At 36.7% G+C, this 15,565-nt stretch carries 15 protein-coding genes and 1 tRNA gene; 13 read left to right on the forward strand and 3 right to left on the reverse strand.

Features of this window, described 5'->3' with window-relative positions; genetic code table 11:
- The first annotated feature begins 163 nt into the window (after positions 1 to 163).
- From DR017_RS01140 to DR017_RS01170, 7 genes are all read left to right on the forward strand, one after another.
- The gene (locus tag DR017_RS01140; protein WP_002681152.1) at positions 164 to 1,165 is read left to right on the forward strand and encodes an AAA family ATPase; all 1,002 of its coding nucleotides are present in this window, start codon (positions 164 to 166) and stop codon (positions 1,163 to 1,165) included.
- Between the two features lie 59 nt (positions 1,166 to 1,224).
- A complete protein-coding gene (locus DR017_RS01145) occupies positions 1,225 to 2,091 on the forward strand; it encodes a DUF58 domain-containing protein (RefSeq protein WP_002681220.1) in 867 nt (288 codons plus the stop codon).
- A 26-nt stretch (positions 2,092 to 2,117) separates the two neighbouring features.
- The gene (locus DR017_RS01150; protein ID WP_002681162.1) at positions 2,118 to 3,758 is read left to right on the forward strand and encodes a hypothetical protein; all 1,641 of its coding nucleotides are present in this window, start codon (positions 2,118 to 2,120) and stop codon (positions 3,756 to 3,758) included.
- A 1-nt stretch (position 3,759) separates the two neighbouring features.
- The gene (locus tag DR017_RS01155; RefSeq protein WP_002681148.1) at positions 3,760 to 4,761 is read left to right on the forward strand and encodes a vWA domain-containing protein; all 1,002 of its coding nucleotides are present in this window, start codon (positions 3,760 to 3,762) and stop codon (positions 4,759 to 4,761) included.
- 5 nt (positions 4,762 to 4,766) lie between these two features.
- Positions 4,767 to 5,396: an endonuclease III domain-containing protein gene (locus DR017_RS01160; protein WP_002681183.1), complete on the forward strand. Its 630-nt coding sequence runs from the start codon at positions 4,767 to 4,769 to the stop codon at positions 5,394 to 5,396.
- Complete coding sequence (gene bioA / locus DR017_RS01165) at positions 5,393 to 6,670, forward strand: adenosylmethionine--8-amino-7-oxononanoate transaminase (RefSeq protein ID WP_002681160.1); 1,278 nt, start codon at positions 5,393 to 5,395, stop codon at positions 6,668 to 6,670. Before DR017_RS01160 ends, bioA begins: the two co-directional genes overlap by 4 nt.
- A 132-nt stretch (positions 6,671 to 6,802) precedes the next feature.
- Entirely contained in the window at positions 6,803 to 8,494 is a 1,692-nt protein-coding gene (locus DR017_RS01170; protein WP_002681154.1) for a L,D-transpeptidase family protein, read from the forward strand.
- Here DR017_RS01170 and dapA read toward each other — a convergent pair.
- Together dapA and DR017_RS01180 are read right to left on the reverse strand one after the other, a co-directional pair.
- Positions 8,491 to 9,363 (reverse strand): 4-hydroxy-tetrahydrodipicolinate synthase, encoded by an 873-nt coding sequence (dapA, locus tag DR017_RS01175; RefSeq protein WP_002681128.1) that lies wholly within the window; start codon positions 9,361 to 9,363, stop codon positions 8,491 to 8,493. The two genes, DR017_RS01170 and dapA, sit on opposite strands and share 4 nt — an antisense overlap.
- A 6-nt stretch (positions 9,364 to 9,369) precedes the next feature.
- On the reverse strand, positions 9,370 to 9,888 hold the full coding sequence (locus DR017_RS01180) for a DUF6913 domain-containing protein (RefSeq protein WP_002681121.1): 519 nt from the start codon (positions 9,886 to 9,888) through the stop codon (positions 9,370 to 9,372).
- A 64-nt stretch (positions 9,889 to 9,952) separates the two neighbouring features.
- Here DR017_RS01180 and DR017_RS01185 point away from each other — a divergent pair, with 64 nt between their 5' ends.
- The 4 genes from DR017_RS01185 to DR017_RS01200 all read left to right on the forward strand — a co-directional run bounded on the left by DR017_RS01185 (position 9,953) and on the right by DR017_RS01200 (position 12,645).
- Complete coding sequence (locus DR017_RS01185) at positions 9,953 to 10,738, forward strand: 5'-nucleotidase C-terminal domain-containing protein (protein ID WP_002681138.1); 786 nt, start codon at positions 9,953 to 9,955, stop codon at positions 10,736 to 10,738.
- A 6-nt stretch (positions 10,739 to 10,744) separates the two neighbouring features.
- Positions 10,745 to 11,659, forward strand: a complete 915-nt coding sequence (locus tag DR017_RS01190) for a bifunctional metallophosphatase/5'-nucleotidase (protein ID WP_002681129.1) — start codon at positions 10,745 to 10,747, stop codon at positions 11,657 to 11,659.
- 88 nt (positions 11,660 to 11,747) lie between these two features.
- Positions 11,748 to 11,827 (forward strand) — tRNA-Leu (locus DR017_RS01195).
- Positions 11,828 to 11,886: 59 nt separating this feature from the next.
- Positions 11,887 to 12,645 carry a hypothetical protein gene (locus DR017_RS01200; protein WP_040361764.1) on the forward strand — a complete coding sequence of 253 codons (759 nt, stop codon included), beginning with the start codon at positions 11,887 to 11,889 and terminating at the stop codon, positions 12,643 to 12,645.
- A 2-nt stretch (positions 12,646 to 12,647) separates the two neighbouring features.
- Here DR017_RS01200 and DR017_RS01205 read toward each other — a convergent pair whose 3' ends face one another.
- Positions 12,648 to 13,373 (reverse strand): 16S rRNA (uracil(1498)-N(3))-methyltransferase, encoded by a 726-nt coding sequence (locus tag DR017_RS01205; RefSeq protein ID WP_002681497.1) that lies wholly within the window; start codon positions 13,371 to 13,373, stop codon positions 12,648 to 12,650.
- Positions 13,374 to 13,502: 129 nt separating this feature from the next.
- Between DR017_RS01205 and DR017_RS01210 the strand changes: the two genes are divergently transcribed.
- Positions 13,503 to 13,805 (forward strand): hypothetical protein, encoded by a 303-nt coding sequence (locus tag DR017_RS01210; RefSeq protein WP_002681550.1) that lies wholly within the window; start codon positions 13,503 to 13,505, stop codon positions 13,803 to 13,805.
- 15 nt (positions 13,806 to 13,820) lie between these two features.
- Positions 13,821 to 15,422, forward strand: a complete 1,602-nt coding sequence (bshC, locus tag DR017_RS01215; protein WP_002681527.1) for a bacillithiol biosynthesis cysteine-adding enzyme BshC — start codon at positions 13,821 to 13,823, stop codon at positions 15,420 to 15,422.
- Positions 15,423 to 15,565 lie beyond the last annotated feature (143 nt).

Consider the following 15,565-nt stretch of genomic DNA (forward strand, 5'->3'; position numbering starts at 1 on the left):
ACTCATAAAAAGAAGCTGTCTGAATAGTTTTTTAGGCAGCTTTCTTTTTGTCACAAACAATCAAACTTTATAATTTTTCTCCAAAACCTTAAAAAACACCAACTTTACTTTCGTAACGGCACAATATTTGTACAATAGATAAACACTAAAAATAATTTATACTATGGAACAAAGAACATCTGTAGATATCAGTCAGATAAACGAAAAAATAGAGCGTGAAAGCGTATTCATTGATGCTCTCACCAATGAAATGAATAAAGTAATTGTAGGGCAAAAGCATATGGTTAACGCCCTACTTATTGGTTTATTAGGTAAAGGGCATATCCTTTTAGAAGGAGTACCTGGGTTAGCTAAAACGCTTTCTATCAATACTCTTGCTAAATCAGTACACGGGTCATTTAGCCGTATCCAGTTTACTCCCGATTTGTTACCTGCCGATGTGATAGGTACAATGACCTACAACATCAAGCAAAATGAATTCTCCATTAAAAAAGGACCTATCTTCGCAAATTTTGTCTTAGCCGACGAAATCAACCGTGCTCCTGCTAAAGTACAATCTGCTCTATTAGAGGCTATGCAAGAACGACAAGTAACCATAGGTGACTCCACTTTTAAACTCGATGCTCCTTTTATGGTTATGGCTACTCAAAACCCTGTAGAACAGGAAGGTACTTATCCTCTTCCTGAAGCCCAAGTAGACCGTTTTATGCTCAAAACAGTTATTGATTATCCTAAATTAGACGAGGAGCAACAGATTATGCGCGATAATCTTAGCAATAGTTATGCAGTAGTAAATCAAACAGTGAGTTTAGAGCAAATTCTCAAAGCTCAATCAGCAGTACGTGAAGTGTATATGGATGAAAAGATTGAAAAGTATATCTTAAACATCATTTTTGCAACTCGTTATCCTGAAAAGTATAATTTGGCTGAACTTAAGCCTCTTATTAGCTTTGGGGCATCACCTCGTGGTAGTATCAATTTAGCTATGGCTGCTAAATGTTATGCTTTTATCAAACGTCGTGGTTATGTAATTCCTGAGGATGTACGAGCTGTAGTGTTTGATGTATTGCGCCATCGTATTGGTATCACCTATGAAGCAGAGGCTGAGAATATTACCTCAGTGGAGATGATTCACAAAATAGTAAATACAATAGAAGTACCTTAGCAGGTAAAGTCAACAAACTGATAAGGGTATGTAAGTAATAAATTAATCGCTTATTTATTTTGGATACTAAAGAAATATTAAAAAAAGTACGTAAGATAGAGATAAAAACACGTAAACTCTCCGATAATATTTTTGGAGGAGAATATCACTCTACCTTCAAAGGTCGTGGTATGACCTTCAGTGAAGTGCGCCCCTACCAGTTTGGCGATGATATCCGTAATATCGATTGGAATGTAACAGCTCGCTACAACGAACCTTTTGTTAAAGTTTTTGAAGAAGAGCGTGAACTTACTCTAATGTTGATGATAGATGTGAGTGGTAGTGAGCTCTTTGGTACCGAACAGCAATTCAAAAGTGAACTCATCACTGAAATAGCAGCTACTTTAGCTTTTTCAGCCCTACAAAACAACGACAAAACAGGTTTGATTCTCTTCTCCGACCAAATAGAGTTGTATATACCTCCTAAAAAAGGTAAATCTCACGTACTACGTATTATCAGAGAACTTATAGAGTTTCAACCCAAAAGTTTGAAGACAAATATTTCTGAAGCCTTACAATTTCTCAGCAGAGTAAGCAAGAAAAAAGCGATTGTGTTTATGCTCTCCGATTTTATGGATAAAGGTTATGAGAAACCTATACAAATAGCTGCTAAAAAACACGATATTACCGGCATTCGCATCTATGACAAAAAAGAAACTGAATTGCCTAATTTGGGATACATAATGGTAAAAGATGCTGAAACAGGAATGCTAATGCGCGTAAATACTTCTTCAGCTGCAGTACGAAAAGAGTATGCAAAGCAATATCGCGAAACAGTAAACTACTTTGAGACTCTTTGGCAAAAATCGGGTGCTGGCGTAGTAAGCTGTAGAGACGATGAGAGTTACACCCAAAAACTATTAGGATACTTCAAAAATAGGAGTTAGGATTTAGAAAGATAAAGGACTAAAAAATGAAACAAATATTATATTTCATATTAATATTATTTGTATTCCCTACTCTTCACGCACAAGAAGTGAAAGTAGCAACTAGTACAAAAAACATAAAGATAGGAGAACAAATAGAGTATAAAATATCTGTACAAGCTCCTGCCGATGCCACTGTGGTATTCCCTGAAGGTCAAACTTTTGGAGCTTTGGAAATGGTAAAAACTAATCCTACCGATACCTTGAAAGAGGCAGGTAAATTCCGTTTGGAAAAAGCCTATTACCTCACTCAATTCGACGAGGGTAAATACACCATCCCACAACAAAAAATACAGATTAGCCATAAAGATTTTTATACTGATTCACTACTCGTAGAAGTACATAATGTAGCCGTAGACACGCTCAAACAGCCTTTATATGACGCTAAACCTATTGCCGATGTAACCTCTCCCTCCTCTTCTCTCCTTTGGCTATGGATTGTTTTAGGTATAGTTGCTCTTCTTTTAACTGCTGCCGCTTCATACTTTTTTGTATTTCGCAAGAAAAAACTATCCGCTGAAGAAGAACGTAAAAAACTACCTCCTTTTGAACGTGCTATTCAGGATTTAAAAGATTTACAAAATTCTAAATACCTTATAGAATCTCAACACAAAGCCTATTATACACGACTTACAGATATTGTAAAAGAATATTTGGAAGACGAGGTACACATTTTAGCTAAAGAAAGTACTACCGATGAACTCTTAGCTAAAATCAACGATTTACAACAAAATGGAAAATTACATTTATCGGCAGAAACTATCAGTAACCTCAAACGCGTATTACAAAATGCCGACTTGGTGAAATTTGCTAAGAGTAAACCTTCTGATAGCAACGCTGAATACGACCGTGAAACTATTGAAAATGTAGTTATCAAAACTAAGGAGGCCATCCCTATAGTAGTTGCAGAAGGAGAAACCCCTGCTCAAGACGCTTTTGTGATGAGTGTACTAAAAATAAGAGAACGCAAGAAAAAACGCAATCGCATAGCCTTGATAGCTTCCCTCTGCTTTATATTGTCAACTCCTGTACTCCTTATTGGATATAATCTATTGAAAAATAAATATTTCAATACTTATGCAAATATCAATCGCAGTGAGTGGGTAACAAGTGATTATGGCTATCCTATTACTGAACTTACTACTCCTGAAGTACTCATTCGTAAGCAAATAGTAGATATTACCGAATACAAATCTATCATAGATAAACAATATACGTTCTATTATGGTAGTATTAATTCACCTCTCTACATAATGACGAATATCATTACTTTTAAAAAAGATACTCAAAATACAACACCTCAACAAGAAGGACAAGACGGCGGACTTACTTTAGACCCGAAAAAAGTGAATGAAATTGTGCTTTCACAATTAGATAAAGCTAAGGCAAAGAATATTTCTACCTTGGCAGAAGAATATACCTCGCCCAGTGGTGCTAAAGGTATGAAAGTATTTGGTAAAATGAGTATTCCTGATGAAAAAGGCAATTATTTTAATGCTTTGTATGAACTCTATAGTTTTACTGAAAATGGTGCTCTGCAACAAGTACTTATCACTCATATAGACGAACCTAACGCCGGAGAAATAGCTCAAAAGGTCATCAATTCTATAGCTTTTAAAACAGAATAGTATGCTTAAAAATATTACATTTGCGAATCCTCAATTCTTTTGGTTACTATTAGTTTTACCACTAATGGTAGTGTGGTATGGTTATTGGAATAAAAAATCTAAACCAAATGTTACTTTATCCTCTACAATCGCGTTTAAAAAGATGAGTTCGTGGAAGGATTACTTATACCATTCTCTTTTTGCTTTCCGTTTGTTTGCTGTTACTTTAATTATTATAGCCTTAGCGCGCCCTCAAACACATTCCGAAAATGCACAAACTAAAATTACCGATGGAATAGATATTGTAATGGCAATAGATGTCTCATCAAGTATGCTTTCTCAAGACCTAAAACCTAACCGTTTTGAAGCCTTGAAAAAAGTAGCCTCCCAGTTTGTAAAAGACCGCCCTAACGATCGTATAGGTTTAGTGGTATACGCTGGAGAAAGTTATACCAAAACACCTGTAACTACAGATAAGGGCATTATTCTTAGTTCATTAGCTGAACTTACTTATGGACAAGTAGAAGATGGCACCGCTATAGGTATGGGGTTAGCCACGGCTGTAAACCGTCTTAAAGAGAGCAAAGCTAAAAGTAGAGTGATTATCCTCCTTACTGATGGGGTAAACAACACAGGAGTAATTGATCCTCTCATTGCTGCTGAATTAGCTGCTGAATATGGTATCAAAGTGTATACCGTAGGCATTGGCACTAATGGTATGGCTCTTTCTCCTTATGCACTCAACCCCGATGGCAGTATAATGTACCGAATGTTACAAGTGGAAATTGATGAATCATTGATGAAAAAAATCGCACAAGTAACTCACGGACGTTATTTCCGCGCTACTAACAACCAAAAACTCCAACAGATTTACGATGAAATCAACAAATTAGAAACCTCTAAAATAGAAGAGTTTAAATATACTGAAGTAGACGAAAAATTCCGCTTGTTAGTAATCATCGCTACTGCTCTATTGTTCCTTGAGTTCCTTTTAAAACATACTGTTTTTAGGAATGAAATATAATACAAATGAAAAAAGCTGAAAAAGTAAAATTTATCATCGATACACTCGAAAGTATCTATCCAGAAATTACTATACCTCTACAACACAAAGATCCTTATACACTACTGATAGCTGTACTCCTATCGGCTCAAACTACCGATGCTCGTGTGAACCAAATCACACCTATTCTATTTAGTAAAGCTGACAATCCTTATGATATGGTACTGCTTTCGGTAGACGAAATACACGAAATTATCAAACCATTAGGGCTTGCCCCTATGAAATCTAAAGGTATTCACGGACTTTCACAAATACTCATTGATAAGTACAATGGCGAAGTCCCTCAAACCTTTGAAGCCTTGGAATCTCTTCCCTCTGTAGGACATAAAACTGCTAGTGTTGTACTTGCTCAAGCTTTTGGCATCCCTACTTTTCCCGTAGACACTCACATACACCGCCTAATGCACCGCTGGAAACTCTCCGATGGTAGTTCGGTTATACAAACTGAAAAAGATGCTAAACGCCTCTTTCCTAAAGAGAAATGGAACAAGTTACACGTACAAATCATCTTGTACGGACGTGAGTATAGCCCTGCACGAGCTTGGGATATAGAAAAGGATATCATAACCAAAACCATCATACAATCAAAAAAATGAATTTACAACAGCGAGACGAAAAACATTTGTGGCACCCGTATACCCAACATCAAACGGCTGCCAAACCCCTCGGAATTGTGAAAGGAAAAGATGCCCTCCTTTGGGATGAAAACGGCAAAGAATACATTGATGCTATTGCCAGTTGGTGGGTAAATCCTTATGGACATAGCAACGAGCGATTAGCTCAAGCTGCCTACAAACAGCTCACTCAATTGGAGCACGTACTTTTTGGAGGCTTCACTCATCAGCCTGCTGTAGAACTTGCTGAAAAACTTATCTGTATTTTGCCTAAAAACCAGCAAAAGGTATTCTTTTCTGACAATGGTTCTACTGCCGTTGAAATAGGCATTAAAATGGCATTACAGTATTTCTTCAACAAAGGTGAAAAACGCTTTACTGTAATTGCTTTTGAAGATGCTTTTCACGGCGATACCTTTGCCGCTATGGCTGCCTCGGGTATTTCTTTTTTCACCGAAGCCTTTAAAGAACACTTACTCAAAGTAGTTCGTATCCCTTTACCTAAAAAAGGAAGTGATGAAGCGGCTAAAAAACTCAAAGAGGTAATTGCTGAACATCACCCTGCTGCCTTTATTTTTGAAGCCTTAGTACAAGGTGCTTCTGGAATGCAAATCTATGAGCCTGAGGCTTTAGATGAACTTATTCACATCGCTCAAGAAAATGGCGTAATTACCATCGCTGATGAGGTAATGACAGGATTCGGTCGTACTGGGCGCACTTTTGCTTCAAATTATCTCACCCATAAACCCGATATTATGTGCTTATCAAAAGCACTTACGGGAGGAACAATCCCATTGGCAGTAACAACAGCTACGCAAGAGATATTTGATGGTTTTTACAGTGAGGACGTAAATAAGGCTCTCTTCCACGGACATACCTTTACAGCCAACCCTACAGGATGTGCCATTGCCTTAGAAGCTATTCGCATTTTAGAAAGTGATGAAATGCAAGCTAATTTACAGCGCATTGCACGCCGCCATCAGGAATTTTTAGCACGTATTGCCAAATATCCATCGGTGGAAAATGCACGTACTTTAGGCGTTATTTTAGCTTTCGATCTCAAAACTACTCAAAACACCGATTACTACGGGTCGTTTAGAGATAAATTGTACAATTTCTTTATCTCTGAAGGCGTGATATTGCGTCCAGTGGGCAACATTATCTACATTTTACCTCCTTACATCATCACCGATAAGCAATTAGACCGAGTGTATAATGTTTTAGAGCAAGCAATACAAAAATTCTCTAATCAATAGATGCACACTTTGCCAAAGGAATTATTATTTAATATAAGAAACTCCTTTGGCAAAGTCTTTTTGTGTATCATTTGTTTAAGTGAAAAAAAAAGAGTATTTTTGCCGCCTAATTGTAACATTTTTTTTCATTCAATGAAAATTAAATTCTATTTTTTAATAGCTACTCTTGCTATACTCCAAAGCTGTAAGAAAAATCCTGCTTCACACCCTGATTCATCACTGAGAGAAAATGGTGAAGAAATTTATACTGAAGCTCTTACTATAGCAGTAGATACTACAGCTGCTACCTTTGAAAATCTTCCTATCTTGGATACTCACTACAAAAAGGGTATCCAATCTGAAACTTATACCTATTATATACAAAATGGAGGCAAAACACGTTGGCTCTACAAAGATATTCCTTCACGCTTGTTTAAAGAGTATCTTTCTGTTCTAGACAGCGTTGCTAACGATGGCTTAGTACCTGAAACTTATAGACGTACTGCTCTAAAAAAAGCAGTAGATAGTAGCTATGCTCACCAGTTATCCGATGATTACAAAGCTTCCTTAGACAAGGAAATCACTGCCTCATTCTTATTGTTTACCAAACATCTCACCAGCGGTAGATTTACGAGAATTGCTTATGGTAAACACACTTGGCGCAAACCTAAATATGATGCTCAGAAAAATATCAACCTATTACTACATATAGGTGATAAAACTTCTTTAGCAGGCATTATTACTCCTCTATTTCCTCATAACAAGCAATATGAGCAAATGAAAGCACTCTACAAGCAGCTCAAACAACAAGTAGTTGATACTTTTATTACTGTTGATTTTCCTGCAAAGGATTTTGTATATGGCTACACTGCTCCCATAGTGGTACAATTGCGCAACAGCCTTAAACAAAAAGGATTTGAAGCAGCCCCTGAAATTGAGGCTCAAATGGTAGATAGTACTCTTATCAGAACAGTACAGCGTTTCCAAAAAAGCAACGGACTCACAGCTGATGGTTTATTGGGAAAACAAACCCTTTATTTCCTAAATATGAACAAAACTCGCGAACGTGATTTGTTACAACTCAATATGGAACGTATGCGTGTGTTCAACAACGATTTAGGTGAACACTATGCTTTGGTGAATATCCCCGATTTTAAGCTATCACTCTTTCACAAGGACTCGTTGCAATTCCAAACACGTGTAGTTGTAGGTAGAACAGAAACCTCTACCCCTATTTTTACTGATACCATTCGCTACGTAGAGTTCCGTCCTACGTGGTCGGTACCACAAAGTATTATCAAAAAGGAGATGTTACCACAAATCATATCACAAGCCGACCCTGAAAAATACCAAAAGAGAGGCTATACTATGTATGAAAAGGGTAAAAAAGTAGATCCTACAACCATTGATTGGACAGACCCTTCTGTTCACAAACGCGGTTTTCACTTTGTAGAAGCTCCATCAGCTAATAACTCCTTGGGATTAGTAAAATTCATACTCACTAATGATATGAGTATTTACCTGCACGACACTCCCTCTAAATATTTCTTTCAGCGTGATGATCGCGCCTTAAGTCACGGTTGTGTGCGTGTGCAAAACCCTAATGAATTAGCTTATCATCTATTAAAAAATGAAGCTACTGAAACACCTTGGACTTTAGAAAAAGTAAATGAAGCAATGAATGGAAAGCGCTCTCAATATCGCATTGCTTTAAAAACGAAGTACAAAATAAATATTCTTTACTACACCGCTTTTATAGATGAAAACGGCGAATTGACTTTGAAAAACGATATCTATGATCTCGATAACGAACAACTAAAAGAAATAAAGCGATTTGAAAGTTAATCTTTCAAATCGCTTATTGCTTTTTTCAATTCTTCTGATGCCTCTACTAAAGGCAAACGCACATAAGGTTCGCACAAACCTTTAACGGCTAACATAGCTTTAATACCTATTGGATTTCCTTCTTTAAAAGCTAATGCTGTTCTAGGGAGCAATTTATATTGAAGTTTATTAGCTTCAACTGTTTTTCCTTGTCGTCCTAAACGCACCATTTCTGAAAATTCTTTAGGATAAGCAATTCCTATCACCGAAATAGCTCCACTACCTCCCATATATACTGCTGGCAAAGTAGTAGCATCATCACCAGAGAGCAAGATGAAATCCTTAGGCATATCTTTGATGATATTCATATCAAGTAACAAATTCCCCGAAGCTTCTTTAATCGCTACAATATTCTGGAAATCATTTGCTAAGCGCACAACAGTTTCAGCTGTCATTGATACTCCTGTACGTCCTGGTACATTGTATAAGATAATAGGGAGTGTACTTTCTTTAGCAATAGCAGCAAAGTGTGCATACAAGCCGTTTTGCGAAGGTTTGTTGTAATAAGGCGTTACCGATAAAATTGCTACAAAAGGTGATAAATCGGTTTGTTTGATTTCATCAATCACATTTTGGGTATTGTTCCCGCCTATACCTAAAACCAAAGGTAAACGCCCTTTATTAGCTTTGATAATCGTTTCGCGTACAATGCGTTTTTCATCTTTAGTAAGTGTTGGGGCTTCACTGGTAGTACCTAACACTACAATAAATTCAACTCCCCCTTCGGTTACATAGTCCACAATGCGGGTAAGAGCTTCGGTATCCACCTGATTGTCTTTTGTGAAAGGTGTAATGAGAGCTACACCTGTTCCTATTAGTTGGTTTGTCATAACTTTTTATTTATGAATAATGGTTCCTAATACTTTTTTTACTTCTTCAGTAAAAATCTTTTCTTCAGTCAGCTTACAAGCAATAGTAATATCGTTGTATTGCATATCAATTCCTTGAAAGCCTATTCTCAGTTTAGCTCTAATAGATGAGGAAAGTAAGAGTAAGGGTAATTTAGGCTCATTAAAGTAATTGATGAGCAAATCGTATTCTTGTTCTGCTAAACGATCAGCGTGATAATTTCTTATATTTCCTTGCCAATTAATTTCTTTATCTACTAAAAAAGGTACTCCATTAGTATGAGTCTCTTCTGAACTGCGTTTATATCCTAAAACAATATAGTTTTCAGGACGTATGGAATAGTGTTTCATTAGTTCTAACAATGGATTTACTTCGTTCACTGCATCCATATCCACAATACAGCCTACTTTCACTAAGTCGCTGTCTAACCTTTTGTTATATTTTTCTAAGGCTTTAAAATTCTTGCGAATTTTATTTTTTAGATAAAAATTTTTTATAATGTCCAAAATATATTGTAATTTTGCGTGTGATTGCAAAGGTAAAAATAATTTTTAAATTAAAAACATATTTATGAGAAAGTTTGACATAATGAAGCATTATTTTTTTGTATTATTTGTAACATTTGTTTTTTTAGCTTCTTGTACCCCTGCTAAATACACTGTTACAAAAGAACGTGGCAAAAATATTCCTGTTACTGAATCTATATCTCAAAAAACTGATATAGATAACTTTATAAGCCCGTATAGAGAGCGTATCAAAGCAGAAATGTCTACTGTTTTAGCTGAAAATGCTCGCGATTTAGTAAAGGATAGAAAAACCACCTTGCTCAACACAGGAATTAGCAATTTTATGGCTGATGCTACCTTTGAAATGGTATCCGAGGCATACAAAAAGCGCACAGGTAAGGAGGTTGATTTTGTGATGCTCAACTGGGGAGGTATCCGCTCCGATTTGCCTAAAGGCACTATCACAATGGAATCAGCATTCAACCTGATGCCTTTTGAAAATGAGGTAATTGTACTCACTATGCCAGGAACTAAAGTAAAAGAACTCGCCGATTACCTCATACAACACCGTCTCCCCCACCCTCTTTCTAAACAAGTGTCGTTACAAATCACTAAGGATGGTAAAATCACGCACTTCACCATTAACGGACAACCTTTTGACCCTAACAAAACTTATGTAGTTGTCACTTCTGATTACCTATACAATGGAGGCGATGAAATGTACTTTTTTAAAGGCGCTTTAGACGCTGATAAAATAGGTTATAAACTCCGCAACGTACTTATCGATTACTTCAAAAAAATAGATGTTTTAAACGCTACTGAAGACCATCGTTTTGAATATAAACCTTAATATATTATGGAAAGAAGAACTTTTTTAAAACACATAGGCGCTTCCTCTCTATTGGTAGGAATGGGAGGATTGGGTTCCTTATCAATGAAACCCGCTAATACCAAGCAAATTACTATCTTGCACACTAACGATGTGCACAGCCATATTGACCCACTACCTACTACCGACCCCTTTAGTCCTAACAAAGGAGGTGTAGCACGCAGGGCTGCCCTCATAGACCAAATACGCGAAGAAAACCCTCATACTCTCCTGTTTGATGCGGGAGATATTTTTCAAGGCACTCCTTATTTCAACTTCTACGGAGGGGAATTAGAGTTCAAACTGATGTCAATGCTCAAATACGACGCGGCAACTCTTGGCAATCACGATTTTGACAATGCTCTCGAAGGTCTTTATGCGCAATTACCTCACGCTAAATTCGATTTTATCATCTCTAATTATGATTTTAGCAATACCATTTTAAATGGACATACGCTCCCTTATAAAATTTACCATCTAAATGGTATCAAAATAGGTGTTTTTGGTATAGGAGTAGAGTTAGAAGGCTTAGTTAATAAACAAATGTACGGCGAAACTGTATATCTCAACCCTATAGAAGTTGCGCAAGATATGGAACGCAAATTGCATAATGAAGAACATTGCGACCTCATTATCTGCCTTTCACACATAGGCTATGAATACAAAGATAATCCTAACAAGGTATGCGACCTAAAAGTGGCAGCACAAACATCATATATCGATTTGATTATTGGCGGACATACACACACTTTCTTGCCAAAACCTACTTTGGTAACCAATCGCCGTGAAAAAACAACTTTAGTAAACCAAGTAGGATGCTATGGTATCAATTTAGGGCGTATTGACTTCTTTTTTGAAGATGAAAAGCTGGTGAAAAATAAATCTGTTAGCATTGAAGTTTAATAAGTTAAAAAATATTTAGCAAAAAAGTTAGGCTTTTTTTTGCATATTCAAAAAACTTATGTACCTTTGCACCCGATTTAAAAAGCAAGCCTGAGTGGCGGAATTGGTAGACGCGCACGACTCAAACTCGTGTTCTTCGGAGTGAGGGTTCGATTCCCTCCTCAGGTACAACAAAAAAAGCTATCCTAATAGGATAGCTTTTTTTATAACGATTAACTTTCAATACAATGAATATCCATTTTATAGTAGCCCCCAGCACTCACTTGCGCCCCTTGATGATGGCTCTAAATGAACGGCACCACATCACTACCTTACCAGAAGAATTGTCTTCTGAAATTCATTATGTAATTGCTGATCCTCACCTATCACCTACTCACCCCGATTTGTTATTGGCTCAAAACTTAGGGCTTTCACCTATATCACCTAATGCTTTTCTATATGAATATTTCAAAAATAAAACCCGTGTAGTACTCAGTGGTGATAAGGGTAAGAAAGAGTGTTTGGCACGTGTGCTACACACTATGGATTTTTATAACCAACCTTTGAGTTATTGTTTAGAAACTCCTATTAATGGCAAACAAGTACATTTTGTAGATACCGAATTTGTTCTTTTTGAAGGAGGAGACAACAGTGCCGCGCTACATCCTACCATTGCCCTCATCAGTGATATCAATAATGAAAAAGTAGAAGAATATCACAACTTTATAGAATCGATTACTAAAGGAGGTATCCTTATTTACAACGAAGAAGATGAAGCTCTCAAAACACTTGTAGAAAACAACGAGAGAGCGATACGTAAAATGGAATACCGCACCCCTCTATTTGAAACGCACAATGGCGAAACTTTTCTTATTACTCTCGAAGGAGAATTGCCCTTAGGCGATGCTTCGGCTACCCAAATAAGCTACATTGAGGCTGCTAAATGGGTATGCCAAAATATGGGCATTGATGAAGCTGATTTCTACGAAGCTATGGTGAGTTTCTAATCCTATTGGAGTTCATTAAGTACGGCTACTGTATGGCAAGCTACTACGGCTGCTGTTTCGGTACGCAAACGCGTATCACCCAATGATATAGGCACAAACGCCTGTTGTAAAGCGGTGTTGAGTTCAGTTGTTGAGAAATCACCTTCAGGACCTATTAGTACTGTGATACGCTCAGGGAACGGAGTGAGTGTTCGTGAGAACAACCGCTTCTCATTTTCGTAACAATGGGCTATATATTTAGCTGAAGTATCTGTCTTCATCGCTTTAAAAAACTGACTTGAAGCAATAGGAGCATTGAGTTTAGGCAAATAACATTGCAGCGATTGTTTCATCGCCGAAAGAAGTATCTTCTCAAAACGCTCTACTTTAATAGTCGTACGCTCAGAATGTTCACAAATAATAGGTGTAATTTCATCTACCCCTATTTCAGTAGCTTTCTCTAAAAACCATTCATAACGTTCATTCATTTTGGTAGGAGCTACTACCAAGTGTAAATAATAAGAACGCGGTGATTGGGTAGTGCATTTCAGTATTCTTACTTCGCATTGTTTAGGAGACGCAAAATCTAATTGTGCTTCAAAAAGTTGCCCCTTACCATTAGTAATATGTAACACATCACCCACTTTTTTGCGCAATACCTTTACTATATGCTGACTTTCTTCCTTATCAAAAAAGCAATTTGTACTATCTAATTGCAGTGCTGGGTGATAAAATAATTGTATACTCATAGTTTAATTTTCTTAGAAATAATAACCTTTTTTAGAGGGCAAAGATACTACAAATTAAAAAAAAATACGTTTTTTATTTTGTAATTATAAAATTTAACTTACTTTCGCCCCGTGAAAAGTAATATTAATATGAAACGCGTAATAGTAGACTACAACAAACTAACCAATGAGATTCTCTCTATGTTAGTAGAAAAATACCCAGATGGGTATACTGATGCAGATGTAATTCGTTTTAAAAACGCCAAAAATGAGACCGTTGATGCCTTAGAAGTACGCACCGAGGACACTATCTATTTAGTGAAAGTAAGTACTCGTTTAGCCGATACAATGGAAAACTTCGACGAGGACGACGACTTTATGAACAATAATGACGATGAAATAGGGGTAGGCGGTTTAGACATCCCCGACGATTCTTCATTAGACGACGAATAAAAACACTTCAAGCGTATGATTTCCGCTTATATTCCTTACTCCAATATTCGGTTTTTCTCTACGCTCATCACTGATTATGTAGATGAGCAAGAAAAACTACGCCCTTTCTACAATCACTTTCCTTCAATAACAGAATTTGAAAAGCAAATAACTGAAAAAGAAGCTGATTTTAGTCAAGAAAAACGCAATGTTTTAGTAAGTAGCTTAAAAACACAATACGCCGAGCTAAAAACGACCCCTAAAGTACTCAAAAATATAGAACTTTTAGCTCAGAGTAATACGTTCACAGTTACTACAGGACATCAGTTGAGTCTTTTTACAGGGCATCTTTATTTTATTTTCAAGATAATTTCAGTAATTAATACTGTTAGACAGCTCACTGAAAAGTACCCCAATAAACATTTTGTTCCTGTGTATTGGATGGCTACAGAAGACCACGATTTTGAGGAAATCAACCATTTTCACCTCAGCAATCGCACCATCTGTTGGAATAGCGACCAAACAGGAGCAACGGGCAACTTTTCCACCAATACACTCAAAGCGGTATTTCAAACGTTTGACAGAGCAATAGGATTGGGTAAAAATGCAGATGAATTGCGAGCTCTCTTCCGCGATAGTTATCTAAAAAACAATAATTTAGCTGAAGCTACTCGCTATTTAGTAAATGCCCTATTTGAAGATTATGGAGTGGTGGTAATCGATGGTAACGACAAAGCTTTAAAAAAGGAATTTATCCCCTATATAAGCAATGATTTGTTACACAGTGTTGCTCATCGTGAAGTAACTAAAAGTATTGAGGCTTTACAAAAGGTGAATAGCACTTATCCTGTGCAAGTAAACCCACGTGAGGTGAATATGTTCTACCTCACCCCTAACGGCAGACACCGCATCATACGTACCACCGAAGTTTTTGAAGTACATGATACAAATATTCGCTTCTCTAAAGAAGCTATTTTAGAAGAACTCAATACCTATCCTGAACGATTTTCTCCTAACGTTATCTTGCGCCCTTTGTATCAAGAGGTGATATTGCCTAATTTGGCTTATATAGGCGGTGGTGGAGAAATAGCTTATTGGTTAGAATTAAAAGGATTTTTTAATAAGGAAAAAGTACCCTTCCCCATACTGATGTTGCGCAATTCGGCAATCCTCGTTTCACAACGACAAGCTGAGAAAATTGAAAAACTACAGCTTTCTCTAAACGATTTATTCTTAAAACCAGAAGAGTTAAAGAATAAAAAAGTACGACAACTCAGTGAATTTCCTATAGATTTTACTCCTGAAAAGGAATTACTCCAAAAGCAATTCAATCATCTATATCAATTAGCTGAACGTACTGACATTACCTTTAAGAATGCCGTAAAAGCCCAAGAAGTCCGACAGTTAAAAGGTTTAGAAAAACTTGAAAAACGACTTTTAAAAGCCCAAAAAAGGAAGTTTAGTGAGGAATTAGAGCGCACTACTATTTTGCAAAGCGAACTATTCCCTAATAACATCTTACAAGAACGCTTTGCTAACTTCACCGATTTCTATTTGCTGAAAGGTAAGGAATTCATCCCTGAATTAGTGAAAGACTTCAATCCCTTTGATTTTAGATTTGTAGTCATACAATACTAACGATACGAAAAAGACGCTCTTTAGCGTCTTTTTTTTGTTATAAATAGGCATAAAAAAAGCTCCCTAATTTCTTAGAGAGCCTTTTTCACAATGCATATAAATACTACTACTAACTCCAAAATGAAGAAAATTTTTCCAGTTTA

The sequence above is a fragment of the Capnocytophaga sputigena genome, assembly GCF_900446695.1.
Classification (GTDB): Bacteria; Bacteroidota; Bacteroidia; order Flavobacteriales; family Flavobacteriaceae; genus Capnocytophaga; species Capnocytophaga sputigena.